Annotated in this window: 18 protein-coding genes; 9 read left to right on the top strand and 9 right to left on the bottom strand. The window is 69.8% G+C overall.

Translation table 11 applies throughout. From position 1 onward, the window contains the following. Window positions 1–11: 11 nt before the first annotated feature. Window positions 12–392, bottom strand: a complete 381-nt coding sequence (locus BIU99_RS14715; protein WP_139205467.1) for a hypothetical protein — start codon at window positions 390–392, stop codon at window positions 12–14. A 159-nt stretch (window positions 393–551) separates the two neighbouring features. After that, window positions 552–1,133: a uracil-DNA glycosylase family protein gene (locus tag BIU99_RS14710; protein ID WP_071261937.1), complete on the bottom strand. Its 582-nt coding sequence runs from the start codon at window positions 1,131–1,133 to the stop codon at window positions 552–554. 39 nt (window positions 1,134–1,172) lie between these two features. On the opposite strand from BIU99_RS14710, the gene BIU99_RS14705 reads away from it, so the two are divergent. The 4 genes from BIU99_RS14705 (at window position 1,173) to BIU99_RS14690 (ending at window position 4,690) form a co-directional block, all read left to right on the top strand. Then, on the top strand, window positions 1,173–2,729 hold the full coding sequence (locus tag BIU99_RS14705; protein ID WP_071261935.1) for a deoxyguanosinetriphosphate triphosphohydrolase family protein: 1,557 nt from the start codon (window positions 1,173–1,175) through the stop codon (window positions 2,727–2,729). 138 nt (window positions 2,730–2,867) lie between these two features. After that, the gene (locus BIU99_RS14700) at window positions 2,868–3,200 is read left to right on the top strand and encodes a hypothetical protein (RefSeq protein WP_064293971.1); all 333 of its coding nucleotides are present in this window, start codon (window positions 2,868–2,870) and stop codon (window positions 3,198–3,200) included. An 88-nt stretch (window positions 3,201–3,288) separates the two neighbouring features. Beyond that, window positions 3,289–3,660 carry a hypothetical protein gene (locus BIU99_RS14695; protein WP_064293970.1) on the top strand — a complete coding sequence of 124 codons (372 nt, stop codon included), beginning with the start codon at window positions 3,289–3,291 and terminating at the stop codon, window positions 3,658–3,660. Window positions 3,661–3,736: 76 nt separating this feature from the next. After that, window positions 3,737–4,690 (top strand): helix-turn-helix transcriptional regulator, encoded by a 954-nt coding sequence (locus BIU99_RS14690; protein ID WP_071261933.1) that lies wholly within the window; start codon window positions 3,737–3,739, stop codon window positions 4,688–4,690. An 18-nt stretch (window positions 4,691–4,708) separates the two neighbouring features. Here BIU99_RS14690 and BIU99_RS14685 read toward each other — a convergent pair whose 3' ends face one another. The 6 genes from BIU99_RS14685 to BIU99_RS14660 all read right to left on the bottom strand — a co-directional run bounded on the left by BIU99_RS14685 (window position 4,709) and on the right by BIU99_RS14660 (window position 10,111). Beyond that, entirely contained in the window at window positions 4,709–4,984 is a 276-nt protein-coding gene (locus BIU99_RS14685) for a hypothetical protein (protein ID WP_139205466.1), read from the bottom strand. 102 nt (window positions 4,985–5,086) lie between these two features. Beyond that, window positions 5,087–5,479: a type II toxin-antitoxin system death-on-curing family toxin gene (locus BIU99_RS14680; protein ID WP_071261932.1), complete on the bottom strand. Its 393-nt coding sequence runs from the start codon at window positions 5,477–5,479 to the stop codon at window positions 5,087–5,089. Then, complete coding sequence (locus BIU99_RS14675; protein ID WP_071261931.1) at window positions 5,476–5,673, bottom strand: antitoxin Phd; 198 nt, start codon at window positions 5,671–5,673, stop codon at window positions 5,476–5,478. The genes BIU99_RS14680 and BIU99_RS14675 overlap by 4 nt, the downstream gene beginning before the upstream one ends. 39 nt (window positions 5,674–5,712) lie before the next feature. Then, window positions 5,713–7,401 (bottom strand): ABC-F family ATP-binding cassette domain-containing protein, encoded by a 1,689-nt coding sequence (locus tag BIU99_RS14670; protein ID WP_071261930.1) that lies wholly within the window; start codon window positions 7,399–7,401, stop codon window positions 5,713–5,715. Between the two features lie 282 nt (window positions 7,402–7,683). Beyond that, window positions 7,684–8,760, bottom strand: a complete 1,077-nt coding sequence (locus tag BIU99_RS14665) for a phosphotransferase family protein (RefSeq protein ID WP_083397389.1) — start codon at window positions 8,758–8,760, stop codon at window positions 7,684–7,686. A gap of 133 nt (window positions 8,761–8,893) precedes the next feature. Then, window positions 8,894–10,111 (bottom strand): MFS transporter, encoded by a 1,218-nt coding sequence (locus tag BIU99_RS14660; protein WP_071261927.1) that lies wholly within the window; start codon window positions 10,109–10,111, stop codon window positions 8,894–8,896. A 174-nt stretch (window positions 10,112–10,285) separates the two neighbouring features. Between BIU99_RS14660 and BIU99_RS14655 the strand changes: the two genes are divergently transcribed. The 4 genes from BIU99_RS14655 (at window position 10,286) to BIU99_RS14640 (ending at window position 14,047) form a co-directional block, all read left to right on the top strand. Further along, window positions 10,286–10,744 (top strand): MarR family winged helix-turn-helix transcriptional regulator, encoded by a 459-nt coding sequence (locus BIU99_RS14655; protein WP_071261925.1) that lies wholly within the window; start codon window positions 10,286–10,288, stop codon window positions 10,742–10,744. A 153-nt stretch (window positions 10,745–10,897) separates the two neighbouring features. Further along, window positions 10,898–11,863 carry a DMT family transporter gene (locus tag BIU99_RS14650; RefSeq protein WP_079000470.1) on the top strand — a complete coding sequence of 322 codons (966 nt, stop codon included), beginning with the start codon at window positions 10,898–10,900 and terminating at the stop codon, window positions 11,861–11,863. 58 nt (window positions 11,864–11,921) lie between these two features. After that, complete coding sequence (locus tag BIU99_RS14645) at window positions 11,922–12,722, top strand: carbon-nitrogen hydrolase family protein (RefSeq protein ID WP_071261924.1); 801 nt, start codon at window positions 11,922–11,924, stop codon at window positions 12,720–12,722. Next, window positions 12,719–14,047 carry a M20/M25/M40 family metallo-hydrolase gene (locus BIU99_RS14640; RefSeq protein ID WP_071261922.1) on the top strand — a complete coding sequence of 443 codons (1,329 nt, stop codon included), beginning with the start codon at window positions 12,719–12,721 and terminating at the stop codon, window positions 14,045–14,047. Before BIU99_RS14645 ends, BIU99_RS14640 begins: the two co-directional genes overlap by 4 nt. 107 nt (window positions 14,048–14,154) lie before the next feature. Here the strand turns inward: BIU99_RS14640 and BIU99_RS14635 are convergent, their stop codons facing one another. Then, complete coding sequence (locus BIU99_RS14635; RefSeq protein WP_071261921.1) at window positions 14,155–14,871, bottom strand: NUDIX domain-containing protein; 717 nt, start codon at window positions 14,869–14,871, stop codon at window positions 14,155–14,157. A gap of 189 nt (window positions 14,872–15,060) precedes the next feature. Here BIU99_RS14635 and BIU99_RS14630 point away from each other — a divergent pair, with 189 nt between their 5' ends. Continuing rightward, entirely contained in the window at window positions 15,061–16,488 is a 1,428-nt protein-coding gene (locus BIU99_RS14630) for a glycoside hydrolase family 30 beta sandwich domain-containing protein (protein ID WP_071261920.1), read from the top strand. The last annotated feature ends 82 nt before the right edge of the window (window positions 16,489–16,570 follow it).

The following is a 16,570-nucleotide window of genomic DNA, read 5'->3' as shown; positions in this document are numbered from 1 at the left end:
GAGGAGGGCTCCTAGTTTCCGCTGATGACGCTCACCGCTTGGAGGCCGATGACGATGGCGTTGATCGGTACGGCGATGATGAGCACGACGGCGGCCCCGACGGCGGCGATGATCGAGTGACGAGGGGTCCGCTTGTGGACCCTCGCCTGCAGGATGAGCGTGACGATCGGCGGAGCGATCGCGATCACGGCGCCGAGGATGAAGCCACCGAGCATGCCGCCACCGCTCAGCCGGTCCTCGGGCGGCCCGAACTCGCCCTGCAGTGCGAACGAGAGTTGGACGAGCCAGCTCACGACCAGCAGCCCGAACAGGAGCAGCGTGATCCCGACGCCGGATGCTCGCCCGGTGACCGGCTCGTCCTGGTCGGCTGCTCCGGCTTCGACGCCAGCCACCGATCCGTCCGCCACGGCAGGCCCGGTGGCTGGGCTCGGCCCCGATGGCGGTTCGGCCGGCGGCCGCAGTCCGTCGCCGGTGCTCGGTTCGTCGCTCAACGCGTGCCTTTCATCGGTCGATCAGACGCCAGGGTCCCGTCGTCCTCATCAGCCTATTCGTCACGCCGTGAGCGCCGCCCGCACCTGCGCGGCCAGCAGCGGGACCGTCTCCTCCTGGAACCAGGGGTTCTTGGTGCGCCAGCCGCGCGCGAGCGGCGACGGGTGCACGATCGGGAAGAGCGGGAGGTGGGTCTCCGCGGACCGGACGTTCTCCGTCAGGGTGCGACCGGCCCGCGGTCCGAGGTAGGCGCGCTGGGCGTAGGCACCGATGAGGATCGTCAAGCGCACCTCCGTCAGCTGCTCGAGCAGGGGCGGATGCCAGCGCGGTGCGAAGTCCCGGCGCGGCGGCAGGTCGCCGCTCGTCCCCTTGCCCGGGAAGTAGAAGTCCATCGGGATGATCGCGACGTTCGCCGGGTCGTAGAACTCCTCGGGCGTCACACCCATCCATGAGCGGAGGAGGACGCCGCTCGGGTCGTTCCACGGGATGCCCGACTCCTGCGCCAGGCGACCAGGCGCCTGACTGATGATGAGGACCCGTGCCTCGGGGGAGGCGACGAAGAGCGGTTCCCAGCCGAGTTCGCGGGCCCAGGCGTTCGACTCGTGCGCGGCGACCTCGGCTCGGAGTCGATCGATCGGATGCATCCCTGCAGTCTCCCACCCGCCGCCCAATACAGTGAGGGGATGGACGACGACCAGCGGCGACGGCGACTCATCCCCGAGCCGGTGGACCGGTTCGCGACCGGCGAGGAGTACCCCGAGTACCGGGTCGACCTCGAGCGCATCCGGTTCTCCCCGTACTTCGCGCGGTTGTCCGCCGTGACGCAGGTCGTCTCGCCCTCCGGTGTCGGCCAGGTCGTCCACAACCGGCTCACGCACTCGATCAAGGTGACCGCGGTCGCCCGCGCCATCGCCATGCAGCTCACCACGACCGATCCCGAGCAGAACGCCATCGTCGAGCGGCTCGGCGGTTGCGACCCGGTCGTCGTGCAGGCAGCGGCATCAGCTCACGACCTCGGCCACCCGCCGTTCGGCCACCTCGGCGAGCAGGTCCTCGACCGCCTGGCCCGAGAGCGACTCGGCCTCGCGGAAGGCTTCGAGGGCAACGCGCAGTCGTTCCGCATCCTCTCCGCGCTCGACGTGTGCGAGACGGTGAAGGAGGGCCTCAACCTCACGGCGGCCTCCCGCGCCGCCGTGCTCAAGTACCCCTGGGGCCGCACCATCCACCGTCCCGACCTCGACCCCACCGACCCGACCAGGATGCCGCGCGGGTCCACCGCAAGCCGCTGGGAGACCGCGCCGCCGAAGTTCTCCGCGTACACCCTCGATCTCGACGACATGCTCGACGCACGCAGTGCGTTCACCGCGATCGCCCCCTGGCAGCAGACCGTCGAGTGCTCCGTGATGGACGTCGCCGACGACATCGCCTACTCCCTGCACGACCTCGACGACTTCTACCGGGCCGGCGTCCTGCAGCAGGCGGCGGTGGCGGTCGAGTTCCGCACCTTCCTCCGCGACCAGCACACCCTCGCCGCGCTCGACGCCGAGGAGCTCTGGAACCGCGCACCCGGCCACTCGCTCGAACTGTTGCGCCGGCGGATCGTCTCGCGCGACCCGTGGATCGCCAGCGACGAGCACTTCCGGGCGTCGGTCCAGCGGGTCGCGACCGAGCTCGTCGAAGGACTCCTCGCGGTCCCCTTCGACGGTTCCAGCCGCACCGAGCGCGCCATCGAATCCTTCGTGTCGTCCTGGATCGGCCGCCTCCAGCGTTCCGTCCTCGTCGTGGAGGAGCCGAACGTGCGATCCGGTCATGTGTCACTCCTGCCCGAGGCGTGGCACGACGTCACCGTGTTGAAGTTCGTCCACACCCGGTTCGTCATCGACCGGCCGGACTTCGCCACCTATCAGCGCGGCCAGTCGCGGGTGCTCGACGTGCTCGTCACCGAACTGGACAGCTGGCTCGACGACCCGCGCGACGGCCCGCGCGCGCCGCAGAAACTGCTCGACTTCGTCGAACTCGCCACGGACGGCTACTTCCGCCTGCGGGCCGACAACCCCGACTGGCTTCCGGCCGACCCCGAGTCCGACGACGGTCGTCCGCAGAGCGACCCGCGCGCACTGGGGCGCCTCGGTCGGGCGCGCGGCATCCTCGACTACGTCGCCTCGCTGACGGACGAACAGGCGACGGCGCTCGCGGCCAGACTGCGCGGCGACCGCGAAGCCTGGGCCTTCGGGAGCTGATCCACACCGTCGTTGAGGACCTCGACGACGGGTGTCGGCGCATTTCGGATAGTTCTGAGCACCGGAATGCTAGACCGTCTAGCGTTATTCCTGGCGCCGGGAATCTCCTCGGACCACGACTGAACGGATGGCGCGACCATGGGCAACCTCCTCTACGGAACCCCTCCGACCCCGCACGAGATCGAAGACCGACTGCTCGCTCACCTGCAGACGGTCATCTTCACGAAGTTCCGCCGCAACGAGAGCTTCGCGTTCCACCTCGATGCCGTGCCCGGCCGCGGTACCGGACGCCAGTCGCTCTGGCTGAACCCGATGATCCCCCTCCAGTTCTCCTTCTACGGCAGCCGTGCCCCTGAACTCAACCGGGAATGGCTGGCCGCGCTTCTCGAGCAGGCCAACAGTGCCAAGGGCATGCGGGTCGTTCCGGAGCCCGCTGCCAGCGGCGTGAAGCGCGTCGAGTCGGCGGCCTAGGTCCGAGGGTCCGCTCCGGCGGATCGATCAACGCCACGACGAGCTCCGGCAGTCGGGCATCTGCGAAACACCAGTTGGGGGTGGGACCGTGACGACCTGGTCTTCCAGTGCGCCCGACTTCCTCGCCCTCGATGACGCGCGCACCACGGGCCGGCTGCTCGACCGGACCGACATCGTCTTCGAGACCTCGCACGTCAGCGCCGAGGCGGGCGGCGGTCTCTCGCTCAGTCGCTCGGCGATCGCCCTGGACGTCGACGGCGACACCGTCCGTGTCCTCACCCGGCACGTCGTCGCGTGGTCGCTTCGCGCCGAGGGCGGACTCATCGTCGTGACCGTGTGGTCCGAACGACCGACCGCCGTCCACGAGACGACGGTGCTACCCCGCTTCGCCCACATGACGTCGTCGGCGATGACCGACGTCCTCGGCGCGGAGCACGGCTTCCTGCAAGGGACCGCCTGACATCGAGTGGACTGCTCCGCGTCCGGACGCCCCGTCGAGGGTGACAGTTCAGGATCGTCGTGAGATTCTATGAACGATGAGCGAACACACGGGACCCGTCGAGCGGTCCGAGGTCGCAGGTCGCGACGTCGATGAGGCCCGCGACCTGTTCGCCGGTGCCTACAACGCCGGCTCGATGGTCATCGAGCCCACGGCATCCGACTTCACCTTTCGATACACCGCCATCGGCGACGACGAGCTGACCCTGCGCGGCACCCAGTTCGACGGCCACGTCACGGGCACGGTCCTGACGCAGGGCGAGTACATCGTCTCGTGGTTGACCGGCGGCAGTGGCGCCACCGATCTCGCCGGTGATCCGGTTCGACTCGTGCACGGGCAGCCGGCGATGTTCGCGAACAACCGGCTCGCCGAGTTCGACTTCACGGACTACCGGCAGAACCTGATGCACTTCGACGGGACGTTCCTCGAGCGGGTGGCCGGCGAGGTGGAGGGCACGAGCGGCCCGATCCTCTTCGACACGACGGCCCGCCCGTCCGGAGAACAGCTCCGTCGTTGGGCCGCCTCGGTGACGTCCGTCGCCCGGGTCATCTACGACGACACGAGTCCAGCGCTCCTGCGGTCCGAGGCGAACCGCGCGGCAGCGGTCGCGCTCTTGGAGACCTTCCCGCACACGGCGCTCCATGCGCCGGTCGAGATCGGGGTACCGAGCGGCGGCAAGACCCGCGCGGCCGTCGAGTTCATGATCGCCAACGCGCATCTCCCGATTCGAACGGAGGACGTGGCCGAAGCGGTCGGCATGAGCCAGCGCAGTCTCCAGAGTGCCTTCCGCAAGGAGCACGACATCACCGCGATCGACTACCTCAGGCGTGTCCGGCTCGATCGGGTGCAGGAGGAACTTCGTCAGGCCGACCCGGGGCGGGCCACGGTCGCCGAGATCGCCAACCGATGGGGCTTCGCCCATCTCGGGCGCTTCTCCGCCTCGTACACCAACCGCTTCGGAGAGTACCCGAGCACGACGCTCGGCTCATAGCCGTCGAGACCGGTCGGGTCAGAACTCGCCGAACTCGTCGTATTCGTCGAGACCGGAGAGACTCTCCGTCTCGAGCGTCGGGACGATCTCCAACGCCCGGTTCGCGAAGGACTCCACGCTGACGTGCAGGCCGGGGCTGACGAGGACGTCGAGGTTCCGGTCGGAGGCGAGCGGGACGCGGACGAAGCGACCGCCGACCTGGACGGCGGACTCGATCTCGGACATGAGCGCTGGAATGTCGACACCGGGTTCGATGTCGTAGGTGGCACGCCCGATGGCGATGCTGTACTGCATGACCATCACCTCCGAGCTCGGGTTGTTGATGCCAGCGTAGGGAACGGTCCTGAGGATGACGGTGGGTTGACCAAGGCGGCGACTCATGCAGGGGGTGTCGCCTCAGTCCTCCTCCCGCGCGGCGAAACTGCGCAGCACGGATGCGACGAATGCGAGCTCCGCGTCACCCGTGGCGACGCTGTTCATGAACGCCTCCGCTGCATCCACGTTGAAACCGTGGCTGAGCCGGATGCCGTTCATGCCGAGGAACACCCACGCAGACGCCCAAGCCGTGCGCTTGTTTCCGTCGACGAAAGCATGATTGCGAGCGATGGAGTGCAGTAGGGCTGCCGCTTTCAGGAAGATGTCCGGGTAGGCGTCGAGTCCGAAAACGGTGCTCTGCGGCCGGGTGACTGCAGCGTCGAGAAGTCCGAAATCACGGACGGCAGGCTGGTGGCCGAGCGCGGCGGCGCTGGCCGTGAGGACATCCTCGCGGTCAAGGAAGTACGCGGTCACGCGAGGCGCGCATTGAGCTCGGCGGAGGTCGCTGCGACCTCCTGCGCGAGTTGGGCGATCATCCGCTTCCGGTCGTTCGCCGCAGCCAATGCAGCATCGTGGACGAACACTTTCAGGGAGGTCTCCGTGCCTGAGGCGGATGCGCGGAGCTGCTCGAGTTCCGCGTCGGTGAAGGTCACGTTGAGTGCCGGCATGGATCGATGATAGCTCGTTGGTACCTGAACAGGTACCTGCTACCGTGCGCGGTCGACGCGGGTCTCCTCCCAGACGGGCTCGTCGGAGGCCTGCACCCGGCCGTCGGAGCCGAAGACGAGGAAGCGGTCGAAGCCGCGCGCGAACCAGCGGTCGTGGGTGACCGCGATCACGGTGCCCTCGAAACCCGCAAGGCCCTGCTCGAGCGCCTCCGCCGAGACGAGGTCGAGGTTGTCGGTGGGCTCGTCGAGGAGCAGCAGCGTGGCACCGGAGAGTTCGAGCAGGAGGATCTGCAGGCGCGCCTGCTGTCCGCCCGAGAGCGACTCGAACGACTGCTCGGCCGCACCCGCCAGCCCGTAGCGGTCGAGCACGCGGCTGGCGGCCTCGCGGGGGAGACCCGATCGGTGCTCGTCGCCGCGGTGCAGGATGTCGAGCAAGGTCCGGCCGACGAGTTCCGGGTGCCGGTGCGACTGTGCGAACCACCCCGGCTGCACGCGCGCGCCGAGCTTGGCGTCGCCGTCGTGCTCGACGGGGACGAGCGCGTCGCCCGCTGCGGCGAGATGCCCAGCGCCCGGATCGGGATCCGTCCCACCACCGGCGAGCAGCCGGAGGAAGTGCGACTTGCCCGAACCGTTCGAACCGAGGACGCCGATGCGCTCGCCGAACCAGATCTCCGCGTCGAACGGCTGCATGAGGCCGGTCAGTTCCAGCCCCGTGCAGACGATCGCGCGACGGCCCGTGCGTGCGCCGCGGAGGCGCATCGTGACCTGCTGGTCCTTCGGCCGCTCCTCAGGCGGACCGGCCTCCTCGAACTTGGCGAGTCGGGTCTGCGCGGCGCGGTAGCGGGAGGCCATGGAGTCATTGAACTTGGCCTGCTCGCGCAGACGAAGCACGAGTGCGCGCAGCTTCACGCGGTCCTCGTCCCAGCGCCGGCGGAGTTCGTCGAGTCGGTCGAGGCGGGCGTCGCGGGCCTCGTGGTAGCTGCGGAAGCTGGAGCCATGGGTCCACGTCGTGCTGCCGGCCGCACCGACCTCGAGGGTGATGATGCGGGTCGCCGCCTGTGCCAGGAGCTCGCGGTCGTGCGAGACGAGGAGGACGGTCTTCCGGGTCTCGGCGAGCATCCCCTCGAGCCAGCGCTTCGTCGGGACGTCGAGGGAGTTGTCGGGCTCGTCGAGGAGGAGGACCTGCTCGGGGCCGCGGAACAGGGCCTCCAGGACGAGCCGCTTCTGCTCGCCGCCGGACAGCGTGCCGAGCGTCCGCCACTGCGCGCGGTCGTAGGACACCCCGAGCGCCGCCTCGCAGCAGCTGTCCCAGAGCACCTCCTGGTCGTACCCGCCGGCGTCGGCGTACTCGGCGAGCGTCGTCGCGTAGGCCATCTGGGTCGCCTCGACGTCGTCCTCCATGAGGGCGAGTTCGGTGCGGTCGACCGCCTCGGCGGCCGCACGGACCCGCGGAGGTGCGACCTGAACGAGGAGGTCACGGACCGTCCGGTCGTCGTCGCCGCGACCGACGAACTGGTCCATCACGCCGAGGCCGCCGTCGATGGAGACGACCCCGGAGTCGGGCTGGAGTTCGCCGCGGATGATCCGCAGGAGCGTCGTCTTGCCGGCGCCGTTCGCTCCGATGAGCGCGGCGATCGCCCCTTCGCCGACGCGGAACGAGACCTCGTCCAGCAGGGTCCGTCCGTCGCTCAGCGTGTAGCTGAGGTCACTGACGTCGATGTAGCCCATGGTGCGCACTCCCCAGGGAGCCCATCGCTCCCGAACGGGCCCGCGCTGGTTCGCGCCGGGCCGCCCACCGCCTGGCGAGCCGACCAGTCTAGCGGCGTCGATCCGGACGCGCGCAACGCGCGCTCACCGAGTGCACACGTTCCGCTCACTGAGCGCACCCCCTCCCGGTCACTGAGCGCACCCCCTCCCGGTCACTGAGCTTGTCGAAGTGTCCACGGGGTGCCCTTCGACAGGCTCAGGGACCGGGGGAGGGCTGACCAGAGACCGCGGGTGGCAGGAGGCTCAGGCGAGCGAGGCCGCGATGTCACCGATCCACGTGCGCACCGACGCGTCGTGCTCGTCGAACCAGTCACCCTCATAGCCGCGCGGAACGCCCTCCACCACCATGACGAGGGCGAGGTACAGCGACCACAGGCGTGCGCGGGTCCGGGCGTCCTCGTCGGGGAGGATTTCGCGGCCGGCTATCTCACGGTAGGCGCGGATGAGTTCCGTGTCGGCGGCGACCGTCTCCGGCACGTCGGTGAAGAGCGCCAGGGAGACGAGGTCGGCGGTCGGGTCGGCCCAGTGCGCGCGTTCATGGTCGATGACGCCGGTCAGTTGGGCGGCCTCCGCCCCGTGCTCGGGCATGACGAGGAGGTTGCCCTCCCAGAGGTCGAAGTGGACCAGTGTCGGCTCCGTCACGCTGTCGAAGGCCGGAAGTGCGGTGTCGACCAGGCGTCGGATCTCGTCCGCCGCGACCGGGAGGTCGACGTCGAACCGCAGGGCGTCGGCGAGGACGGCCTCCACGACGAGTCGGTAGGCGTCGGCGGCGCTCGCCGCCTGGAGGTCCGGGCGTACGGGGTAGCCGAACCGCTTCCCCTCGGCGAGCCCGGTCGATGGATCGGTCGACGCAGCCTCCGCCGGGGTGTCGACGTCGCCTGGTTCCACGTGGAACGGCGTGCGACCCGCCTCGTGCAGACGGGCGAGCGTGCGGCCGAGGACGTCGCGGGCGAGGGGGACGGTCTCGGTGCTGTTCGCCGGCCGGCCGGTGAGCTCGGTCATGACGAGCGCGTCGCGTCCGTCGAGCGTCGCCTCGAAGACGATCTCCGGCTGCGGCACCTCCGCACGCCCGAGGATGCGCAGCGCGAGCGCCTCGGTCGCCATGAGTGAGCGCTCGTAGGTGAGCCCGTCGGCGTCGGCGGGGGACAGCTTGACGATGACGCGCTCGCCGCCGTCGAGTTCGACCGCTGCGACCTCGTTCGCCGTGCCCGCTCCGAGCATCGTGATGGTCGGGCTGCCGGGCTGCATCGCCGGTCGCTCGGCCGCCCAGTGCTCGGCGACCGCGATCATGGTGTCACTGGGGCGAGGCGTTCGGCTCATCCGCCCACGGTAGCGCGCCCCGCGCCCTTCGCCCTCCGCTGGCCTGCTCGCCGAGCGCCCCTACCGCGGTCACCGAGCTTGTCGAGGTGCGCAGCCCAGAGCGTCCACAACTCCTGCTGGAGTCGCGCGCGGATCACGCGGGGTGCGGGATCTCCTGGCGGGCGGCGTCGGCGGGCTCATCCTGCAGGAGTCGTGGACGACGGCGGGCGCGTTTCTCGGCGCTCGACGCGCCGATGATGACGATCAGCCCGAGCAGAGTGATGGCCGCACCGGCCCAGATCGGCGAGGTGTAGCCGAGGCCGGCGGTGATCGTGACGCCGCCGAGCCAGGCGCCGACCGCGTTGCCGAGGTTGAACGCGGCGATGTTCGCTCCCGAGGCGAGCGTGGGAGCAGCCGACGCGTACCGCATCACCCGCATCTGCAGGCCGGGCACGGTCGCGAATCCGAAGCCGCCCATGAGGACGAGGGCGATCACCGTGGCGACGGGCGACTGCGCGGTCGCGGCGAACGCGACCAGGATCACGGTCAGCACCGCGATCACGACGATGAGCGTCCGGTCGATGTTCCGATCCGCCGCCTTGCCGCCGACGATGTTGCCGACCAGGAGTCCGACGCCGAAGAGGATGAGCAGCCACGGCACCGTGGTCGAGGCGAAGCCGCTGACCTCCGTGAGTGTGTACGCGATGTAGGTGAAGGCGCCGAACATGCCGCCGTAGCCGAGGACCGTCACAGCGATCGAGAGCCAGACCTGGCCGGAGCGGAATGCGCGCAGCTCGGCGAGCAGTGATGCCGGGGCCCCGTCGTGCTTCGGTTTCGGCACGAGGGTCAGGATGCCGATGAACGCGATGACCCCGATCACCGTGATGGCCCAGAAGGTCGAGCGCCAGCCGAAGTGCTGGCCGAGCAGCGTGCCGAAGGGGACACCGAGCACGTTCGCCGCGGTGAGGCCGGTGAACATGATCGCGATCGCGCCGGCCTGTCTGTGTGCGGGGACCATCGCCGCGGCCAGCACCGAGCCGATACCGAAGAACGCGCCGTGACTGAGCGCAGCGAGGATGCGGCCCGCGAGCATGACCTGGTAGTCGCCGGCGAGTGCGGAGACGAGGTTGCCGGCGATGAAGAGCACCATCAGGGCCAGGAGGACGGGCTTCTTCGGCAGTCGGGTGACCGCCGCGGTGAGGGCGAGCGCCCCGACGACGACGGCCAGGGCGTAGCCGGAGATGAGCCAGCCGGCTGCGGCCTCCGAGACGCCGAAGTCGGTCGCCACCTCGGGCAACAGCCCCATGATGACGAACTCCGTGAGGCCGATGCCGAAGCCGCCGAGGGCGAGGGCGATGAGACCGAGTGGCATGACGATTCCTGCGATTCCTGGGGGTCGGGGGGAGAGTGCTGGTGGCCGGTAGCCGGGACGCGTACGCTGATAGTTGCAGACGCGCGATAGATATCGTTGCACGCGCTAGGTAATAGCGCAAGCAACTATGTGCGTCTGCAATCAATTGATCGATGTTCGAACCGAGGAGTCCCGATGGGCATCGCCGACGACGCTGTTGAGATCCGCGCGCAGGGGTGGCGGACGCTCGCCGCCCTGTACGGATCGATCGAGTCCGATCTGGAACGTGCGCTGCAGGCCGAGGCCCGGCTCTCGGTGGTCGAGTACACCGTGCTCGACGCCCTCGGGCGCCAGGACGGCTGGCACATGCGCATGCAGCAGCTCGCCCGCGCGACGGCCCTGTCGCCGAGCGCCACCACCCGGCTCGTCAACCGCCTCGAGGATCGCGCGCTCCTCACCCGTGTGCTGTGCGCCGACGACCGCCGCGGGGTCTACACCGAGCTCACTGCGGCCGGGAAGGCGCTGCTCGAGGAGGCTCGACCGGTGCACGACCGCGCCCTCGAGGAGTCGCTCACCACTGCGGAATCGCTCCCGGAACTCGCGCCGCTCGTGGAAGCGATCCACCGGCTGGAACCCGTCCCGTCCACCGTCTGATCGACCGGACCGTTCTCAGGAGAACTCCGGCGCGTCGCCCGGGGAGCAGGGCGGCGTGCCGGAGGAGGCCTGAAACAAGGACGTCCGGGTCGCAGTACGGTGCGCGCGTCGGCGGGTGATGCCAAGCTGAGTCGTCCGACCCGAGGGAGCACGATGAGCACCGCAGCACCGAACACCCGTGTCACCGCGCTCGTCGCACCAGGGTCCCGCAGGGTGCTCGGCGCCTATCTCGGCGCCGCACTCATCTGGGGTGCCAGCTTCCTCTTCATGAAGACGGGCCTCACCGGACTCGCTCCGACGCAGGTCGCACTGTCCCGCGTGGTGCTCGGCGCCGTCACGCTCTGCATCATCATGCTCGTCACCCGACGCCGCTGGCCGCGGGAGCGTCGGCTCTGGGCGCACCTCGCCGTCGTCTCCGTCTTCCTCTGCGTCGCCCCGTTCCTCCTGTTCTCCTGGGCGGGACAGTTCCTGCCGTCCGGCCTGTCGAGCATCCTCAACGCGACCACACCGATCATGACGCTCGCCGTCGGCGCGGTGTTCCTCCCGAAGGAGCGGCTGAACGGCCTGCAGGTGTTCGGTATCTTCGTCGGAGCCCTCGGCGTCGCGATCGTCGTCGGGCCCTGGCGCGTCCTGGCCGACCCGGCGATCCTCGAGTCCATCCCGGCGCAGCTCGCCTGCCTCGGCGCGACCCTCTGCTACGGCATCGCCTTCGTCTACCTCCGGAAGTTCGTCCTCGGCACCCACGGCTACGACGCGGTGGTCATCTCCGCCGTGGAGATCTCGCTCGCCGCCGTCATCATGCTCGTGCTCTCGCCGTTCATCGCGATGCAGCCGGTGTCGCTCGACGTCCCGGTCGTCCTCAGCATGCTCGCCCTGGGAGCACTCGGTACCGGCGTCGCCTACATCTGGATGACGACGATCGTCGACTCTTGGGGTCCGACGGCGGCGTCCACCGTCACCTACCTCACACCCCTCGTCGGTGTCGTCCTCGGCATCCTCGTGCTCGGTGAGGTCCTGCACTGGAACGAGCCGGTGGGCGGCGTGATCGTCGTGCTCGGCATCCTCGTGAGCCAGGGCCGGCTCCGGCTCCGGCGGCGCACGCCCCCACTCTCGGCATAGGGTGGCTGGACGGCCGCGCGCCGACGGTCGCGGCCCTTCCCACGGAACGAGGTTTCACATGCGCATCGCATCCGGGCAGTTCTCCGCCGGAACGGACATCGACGAGAACCTCGCCAGCGTGGTCGCCCTGCTCGGTGAGGCCGCAGCGGGCGGCGCCGAACTGCTCGTGCTGCCGGAGATGAGCAGCTACGCCACCTCGGAGCCGCCGAGCGCGCTCGCCGCGATCGCCCAGCCACTCGACGGCCCCTTCATCACGGGCGTCGCCGCCGCAGCCGCAGCGCGCTCCCTCCCGACGGTCGTCGGCACCATCGAGGAGATCCCCGGTGGGTTGCCTTACAACACGCTCGTGGCGATCGACGCCGAGGGCAACATCACCGCGACGTACCGGAAGGTGCACCTCTACGACGCCTTCGGGTACGCGGAGAGCGACGGCATCTCGGCCGGCGAGCTCACCGAACCGTTCGTCCTCGAGCTCGGCGACCTCCGCATCGGGGCCTTCACCTGCTACGACCTCCGCTTCCCGGAGAGCGCGCGGCGCCTCATCGACGCCGGCGCCAACGTCATCCTGCTGCCCGCGATGTGGATCGTCGGCCCGGGCAAGGAGGACGCCTGGACCACCCTCGTCCGCGCCCGGGCCATCGAGAACACCGCCTACGTCGTGAGCGCCAACCAGACCGGCCCGCTCGCCACCGGCAACTCGATCATCGTCGACCCCGCCGGCGTCGTCATCGCCGCCGCCGGCGAGGCACCGGGCGTGGTCTTCGCCGAGCTCGATCCGGCGCGGCTCGACACCGTGCGGGCGCGGGTGCCCTCGCTCGCCAACCGCCGGTTCACCGTGGTCCCGCGGACCGCCGAATGAGCGTGGGCGAACGCGTGGGCGACCCGGTCGGTCTCTCCGAGGTCGTCTCTATCACGCGCGACCTCATCCGGATCGACACCTCGAACTACGGCGGCGGGCGTGCCGTCGGCGAGTCCCGCGCGGCGGACCTCGTCGAACGCCTGCTCGGTGAGGTCGGGATCGTGTGCGAGCGCTTCGAGGCAGAGCCCGGCAGGACGAACCTCGTCGCGCGATGGCCGGGTCGTGACCGCACGCTGCCCGGTCTGCTGCTGCACGGGCACCTCGACGTCGTCCCGGTCGACGCGGCCGCGTGGACGGTCGACCCGTTCGGCGGCGAGATCGCCGACGGCATGCTGTGGGGCCGCGGCGCCGTCGACATGAAGAACATGGTGGCGATGATCGTCGCGTCGGTCCGGCGCATGGTGACGGCGGGGGAGCAGCCCGAGCGCGACGTCGTCCTGGCGTTCTTCGCCGACGAGGAGGCCGGGTGCGTCCTCGGCTCGCAGTGGATGGTGGAGCACCACCCGGAGCAGTTCGCCGGCGTCCGCGACGCGATCAGCGAGGGCGGCGGGTACAGCGTCACCCTCGGCGAACGGGCCGACACCCGCGCGTACCTGCTCAACACCGGTGAGAAGGGCGTGCTCTGGTTGCGCCTGACCGCCCACGGTGCCGCCGGTCACGCCTCGCTCGCGAGCCAGGATTCGGCGATCGTGAAGCTCGCCGCCGCCGTCGGCCGGATCGGCGCGCTCGACTGGCCGGTGTCGTTCACCGAGACCACGACGCACCTGTTCCAGCGACTGCGCGAACTGACCGGAGCGTCCTCCGAGCTGTCGCCGTTCGAACTCGCCGCGCTCGTCGGTCCCAGCGCATCGCGGCTGCGCGCCGGCCTGCAGAACGTGGCGAACGTCACCATGATCACCGGCGGGTACAAGGAGAACGTGATCCCCGAGTCCGCGACCGCGACGGTCGACGCCCGGTTCCTGCCCGGCCAACGGGACGAGGTCATCGCGCGCATCCGGGAGGCGGCGGGCGAGGGGGTCGACGTCGAGGTCCAGCTGGAGCTCATCGCGATGGAGTCGCCGAACGACGGTGAGCTCGTCTCGGTGATCGAAGCGGTCATCGAGCGGCACGATCCCGGTGCGACCGTGCTCCCGCACCTCATCCCCGGCGGCACCGACGCGAAGGCGCTCAGCCGACTCGGCATCACGGGGTACGGGTTCATCCCGCTCAGGTTGCCGGCGGACTTCGACTTCCCCGGGATGTTCCACGGTGTCGACGAACGTGTGCCACTCGATGCGCTCGACTTCGGCTGCGCGGTGCTCACGGACATCATCCGCTCGGTCTGACGGGCAGGGGACCGGGGGCCGACCGGTGTTCGGGTTCGCCGATGGGCCACCCGGGGTCGGGTGGCACGGGGTTCTGGCGAGCTCGGGGTCCGGGAGTCTCGGCGGTACTAGCGTGCGGGTGGTGCAGGCGGAACAGGCGTCGTCGCCGTCGCGAACGGGCCCGAGAGCCTCGCCCACTGCAGCAGCATGATGGTCTTCGCGTCGATGATGTCGTCGCCGATGCGCGCGACCGCGTCGTCGATGTCGAGTTCGAGGAGTTCGATCTCCTCGCCCTCCTCGGCGAGCCCGCCCCAGTCGCCGCGACGCGCAGCGGGGTCGTACTCGGCCGCGTAGAAGTGCAGGCGCTCGGTCACGGAGCCGGGGCTCATGAAGGCGTCGAACACGTGCTGGACGGCCTCGACCGCGAATCCGGTCTCCTCGTGGGCCTCGCGGGCGACCGCCGTCTCGGGATCGTCGTCGTCGAGCAGGCCCGCGGCGGTCTCGATGAGCTCGCCGGTCGGGTGTCCGTTGACGTAGGCCGGGTAGCGGAACTGCCTGGTGAGCAGGACCTTCCGGGAGTCACCGTGGTAGAGCAGGATCGTCGCGCCGTTACCGCGGTCGTAGGTCTCGCGCTGCTGCGTCGACCAGGCGCCCGAGCGGTCCTGGACCCGCAGGGTCGTCCGGCGGAGGACGTGCCAGGCGGCGGCGACCAGTTCCACGTCGGTCACCTGGACGCGCGGGTTGCCGGTGAGGTCGAGGCCGGTCCGGTGCAGACCGGTGCGCCCGCGGGCGTCGGGGAGGTCTGCTCCGGGTTGCGGCTCCCGGACCGTCGTGGAATCGGCCATCCATCGAGTGTACGACCGCCTGGGAACGGTCGGCCAGGGGGATGCCCCGGGCGCGTTTGGCCGGTGAGCCCTGCTGCGCGACGCGCCCTTTCGTGAATGGCGACTACCCTTCGGTTTTCGTGGGTTCTGCAACATACTGGTGGGAGCACCGGTCGCGGTCCACGGAGGACCCCCGTCGAAAGGCACTCGATGACGAGCAGCATTCCCGCCAGCAGCCCCGTCGCCAGCGGAGGCGCCACGCCTTCAGCGCGGTCGGTCAGCTGGGTCGTGACCACCCAGGACGCACCCTGGCAGGAGCAGGAGCCCCTCGGGTTCGGACGACTCGCGGGGATGCCGAACGTCATGGTCGACGTGACGAACCCGCAGCAGACCGTCGATGGCATCGGCGGATGCTTCAACGAACTCGGCTGGACCGCGCTCGGGCTCCTGTCCGAGGAGGACCGAGAGGGCATCCTGTCCGACCTCTTCACGCCGGGCGCGGGACTGAACCTCTCGCTCTGCCGCATGCCCGTCGGCGCCAACGACTTCTCCACCGACTGGTACTCCTACGACGAGGTCGACGGCGACTTCGACCTCGAGCACTTCAGCATCGACCACGATCGCGCGACGCTCGTCCCCTTCATCCAGGCGGCGCAGCGGTACCAGGGCGACCTGCGCCTCTGGGCGTCGCCGTGGAGCCCGCCCACCTGGATGAAGACGAACGGGCACTACGCGGCCGCGCGACCCTGGGCGGAGTCAGGCGTCGACAACGGCATCCGTGACGACCAGCTGGGCTCCGAGGGGACCGATCTCTTCATCCTCGAGGACCGCTACCTCGAGACCTACGCCCGGTACTTCGCCCGCTTCGTCGAGGCCTACGGCGAGGAGGGTATCCGGGTCGAGATGGTCATGCCGCAGAACGAGTTCAACTCGGCGCAGGTGTTCCCGAGCTGTGTGTGGACGGCCGAAGGGCTCGCTCGGTTCATCGCGGTCCTCGGGCCGGAGATGGACCGTCTCGGAGTGCGGGTCTTCCTCGGCACGCAGGAGCGGCCGCACGACGCGCAGATCGAGACCGTGCTCCGGGATCCGGCGGCCGGTCCCTGGGTCGCCGGAGTCGGATTCCAGTGGGCCGGCAAGGGCGCGATCGCCGCGGTGCATCACGCCCACCCGGACCTCGCGCTGTACCAGACCGAGCAGGAGTGCGGTGACGGCCGGAACGACTGGCGCTTCGTGCGGCACACCTGGGGACTCATGCGCCACTTCTTCACGAACGGCGCACAGGCCTACACGTACTGGAACCTCGCGCTCACCGAGGGAGGGGTCAGCCGCTGGGGCTGGGCGCAGAACTCGCTCGTCGTCGTGGATCCCGACACCCGGGCCTTCCGCTACACGCACGAGTACTTCCTCATGCGGCACCTGGGGCACTTCCTGCAGCCGGGAGCGCAGCGGCTCGCAACGATGAGCTGGACCGGACACGAGAACCTGCTCGCCTTCCGCAACCCGGACGGCGGCGTCGTGCTCGTGATGCAGAACGACCTCGGCGAGCCGCTCCCCGTCCAGATCGTGGTGGGCGACGACGTCATCACGCCGACCCTGCCGGCCGACTCCTTCGTGACGCTCGTGATCCCGCCCGCCTGACCGTCGGTGCCGGAGCCACCCCTTGTGGGCGGTCGCCTCTGCGGCCTAGCCTCTCGCGTACCGGCACCGGCGACGGAGGACA

This window comes from Plantibacter sp. MMLR14_011 (genome assembly GCF_001865025.1).
In the GTDB taxonomy this organism is placed as follows: Bacteria; Actinomycetota; Actinomycetes; order Actinomycetales; family Microbacteriaceae; genus Plantibacter; species Plantibacter flavus_A.
Note: the sequence above shows the minus strand (reverse complement) of the source record. Positions and strands in the feature narration are given on the sequence as shown.

Excerpts from the sequence above, each read along its gene's own strand:
- BIU99_RS14630 (WP_071261920.1), top strand. The coding sequence starts at position 15,061 with ATGACGAGCAGCATTCCCGCCAGCAGCCCCGTCGCCAGCGGAGGCGCC.
- BIU99_RS14655 (WP_071261925.1), top strand. The coding sequence starts at position 10,286 with ATGGGCATCGCCGACGACGCTGTTGAGATCCGCGCGCAGGGGTGGCGG.
- BIU99_RS14640 (WP_071261922.1), top strand. The coding sequence starts at position 12,719 with ATGAGCGTGGGCGAACGCGTGGGCGACCCGGTCGGTCTCTCCGAGGTC.
- BIU99_RS14670 (WP_071261930.1), bottom strand. The coding sequence starts at position 7,401 with ATGGGCTACATCGACGTCAGTGACCTCAGCTACACGCTGAGCGACGGA.
- BIU99_RS14650 (WP_079000470.1), top strand. The coding sequence starts at position 10,898 with ATGAGCACCGCAGCACCGAACACCCGTGTCACCGCGCTCGTCGCACCA.
- BIU99_RS14665 (WP_083397389.1), bottom strand. The coding sequence starts at position 8,760 with ATGAGCCGAACGCCTCGCCCCAGTGACACCATGATCGCGGTCGCCGAG.
- BIU99_RS14645 (WP_071261924.1), top strand. The coding sequence starts at position 11,922 with ATGCGCATCGCATCCGGGCAGTTCTCCGCCGGAACGGACATCGACGAG.
- BIU99_RS14660 (WP_071261927.1), bottom strand. The coding sequence starts at position 10,111 with ATGCCACTCGGTCTCATCGCCCTCGCCCTCGGCGGCTTCGGCATCGGC.
- BIU99_RS14700 (WP_064293971.1), top strand. The coding sequence starts at position 2,868 with ATGGGCAACCTCCTCTACGGAACCCCTCCGACCCCGCACGAGATCGAA.
- BIU99_RS14635 (WP_071261921.1), bottom strand. The coding sequence starts at position 14,871 with ATGGCCGATTCCACGACGGTCCGGGAGCCGCAACCCGGAGCAGACCTC.
- BIU99_RS14675 (WP_071261931.1), bottom strand. The coding sequence starts at position 5,673 with ATGCCGGCACTCAACGTGACCTTCACCGACGCGGAACTCGAGCAGCTC.
- BIU99_RS14710 (WP_071261937.1), bottom strand. The coding sequence starts at position 1,133 with ATGCATCCGATCGATCGACTCCGAGCCGAGGTCGCCGCGCACGAGTCG.
- BIU99_RS14685 (WP_139205466.1), bottom strand. The coding sequence starts at position 4,984 with ATGCAGTACAGCATCGCCATCGGGCGTGCCACCTACGACATCGAACCC.
- BIU99_RS14705 (WP_071261935.1), top strand. The coding sequence starts at position 1,173 with ATGGACGACGACCAGCGGCGACGGCGACTCATCCCCGAGCCGGTGGAC.
- BIU99_RS14690 (WP_071261933.1), top strand. The coding sequence starts at position 3,737 with ATGAGCGAACACACGGGACCCGTCGAGCGGTCCGAGGTCGCAGGTCGC.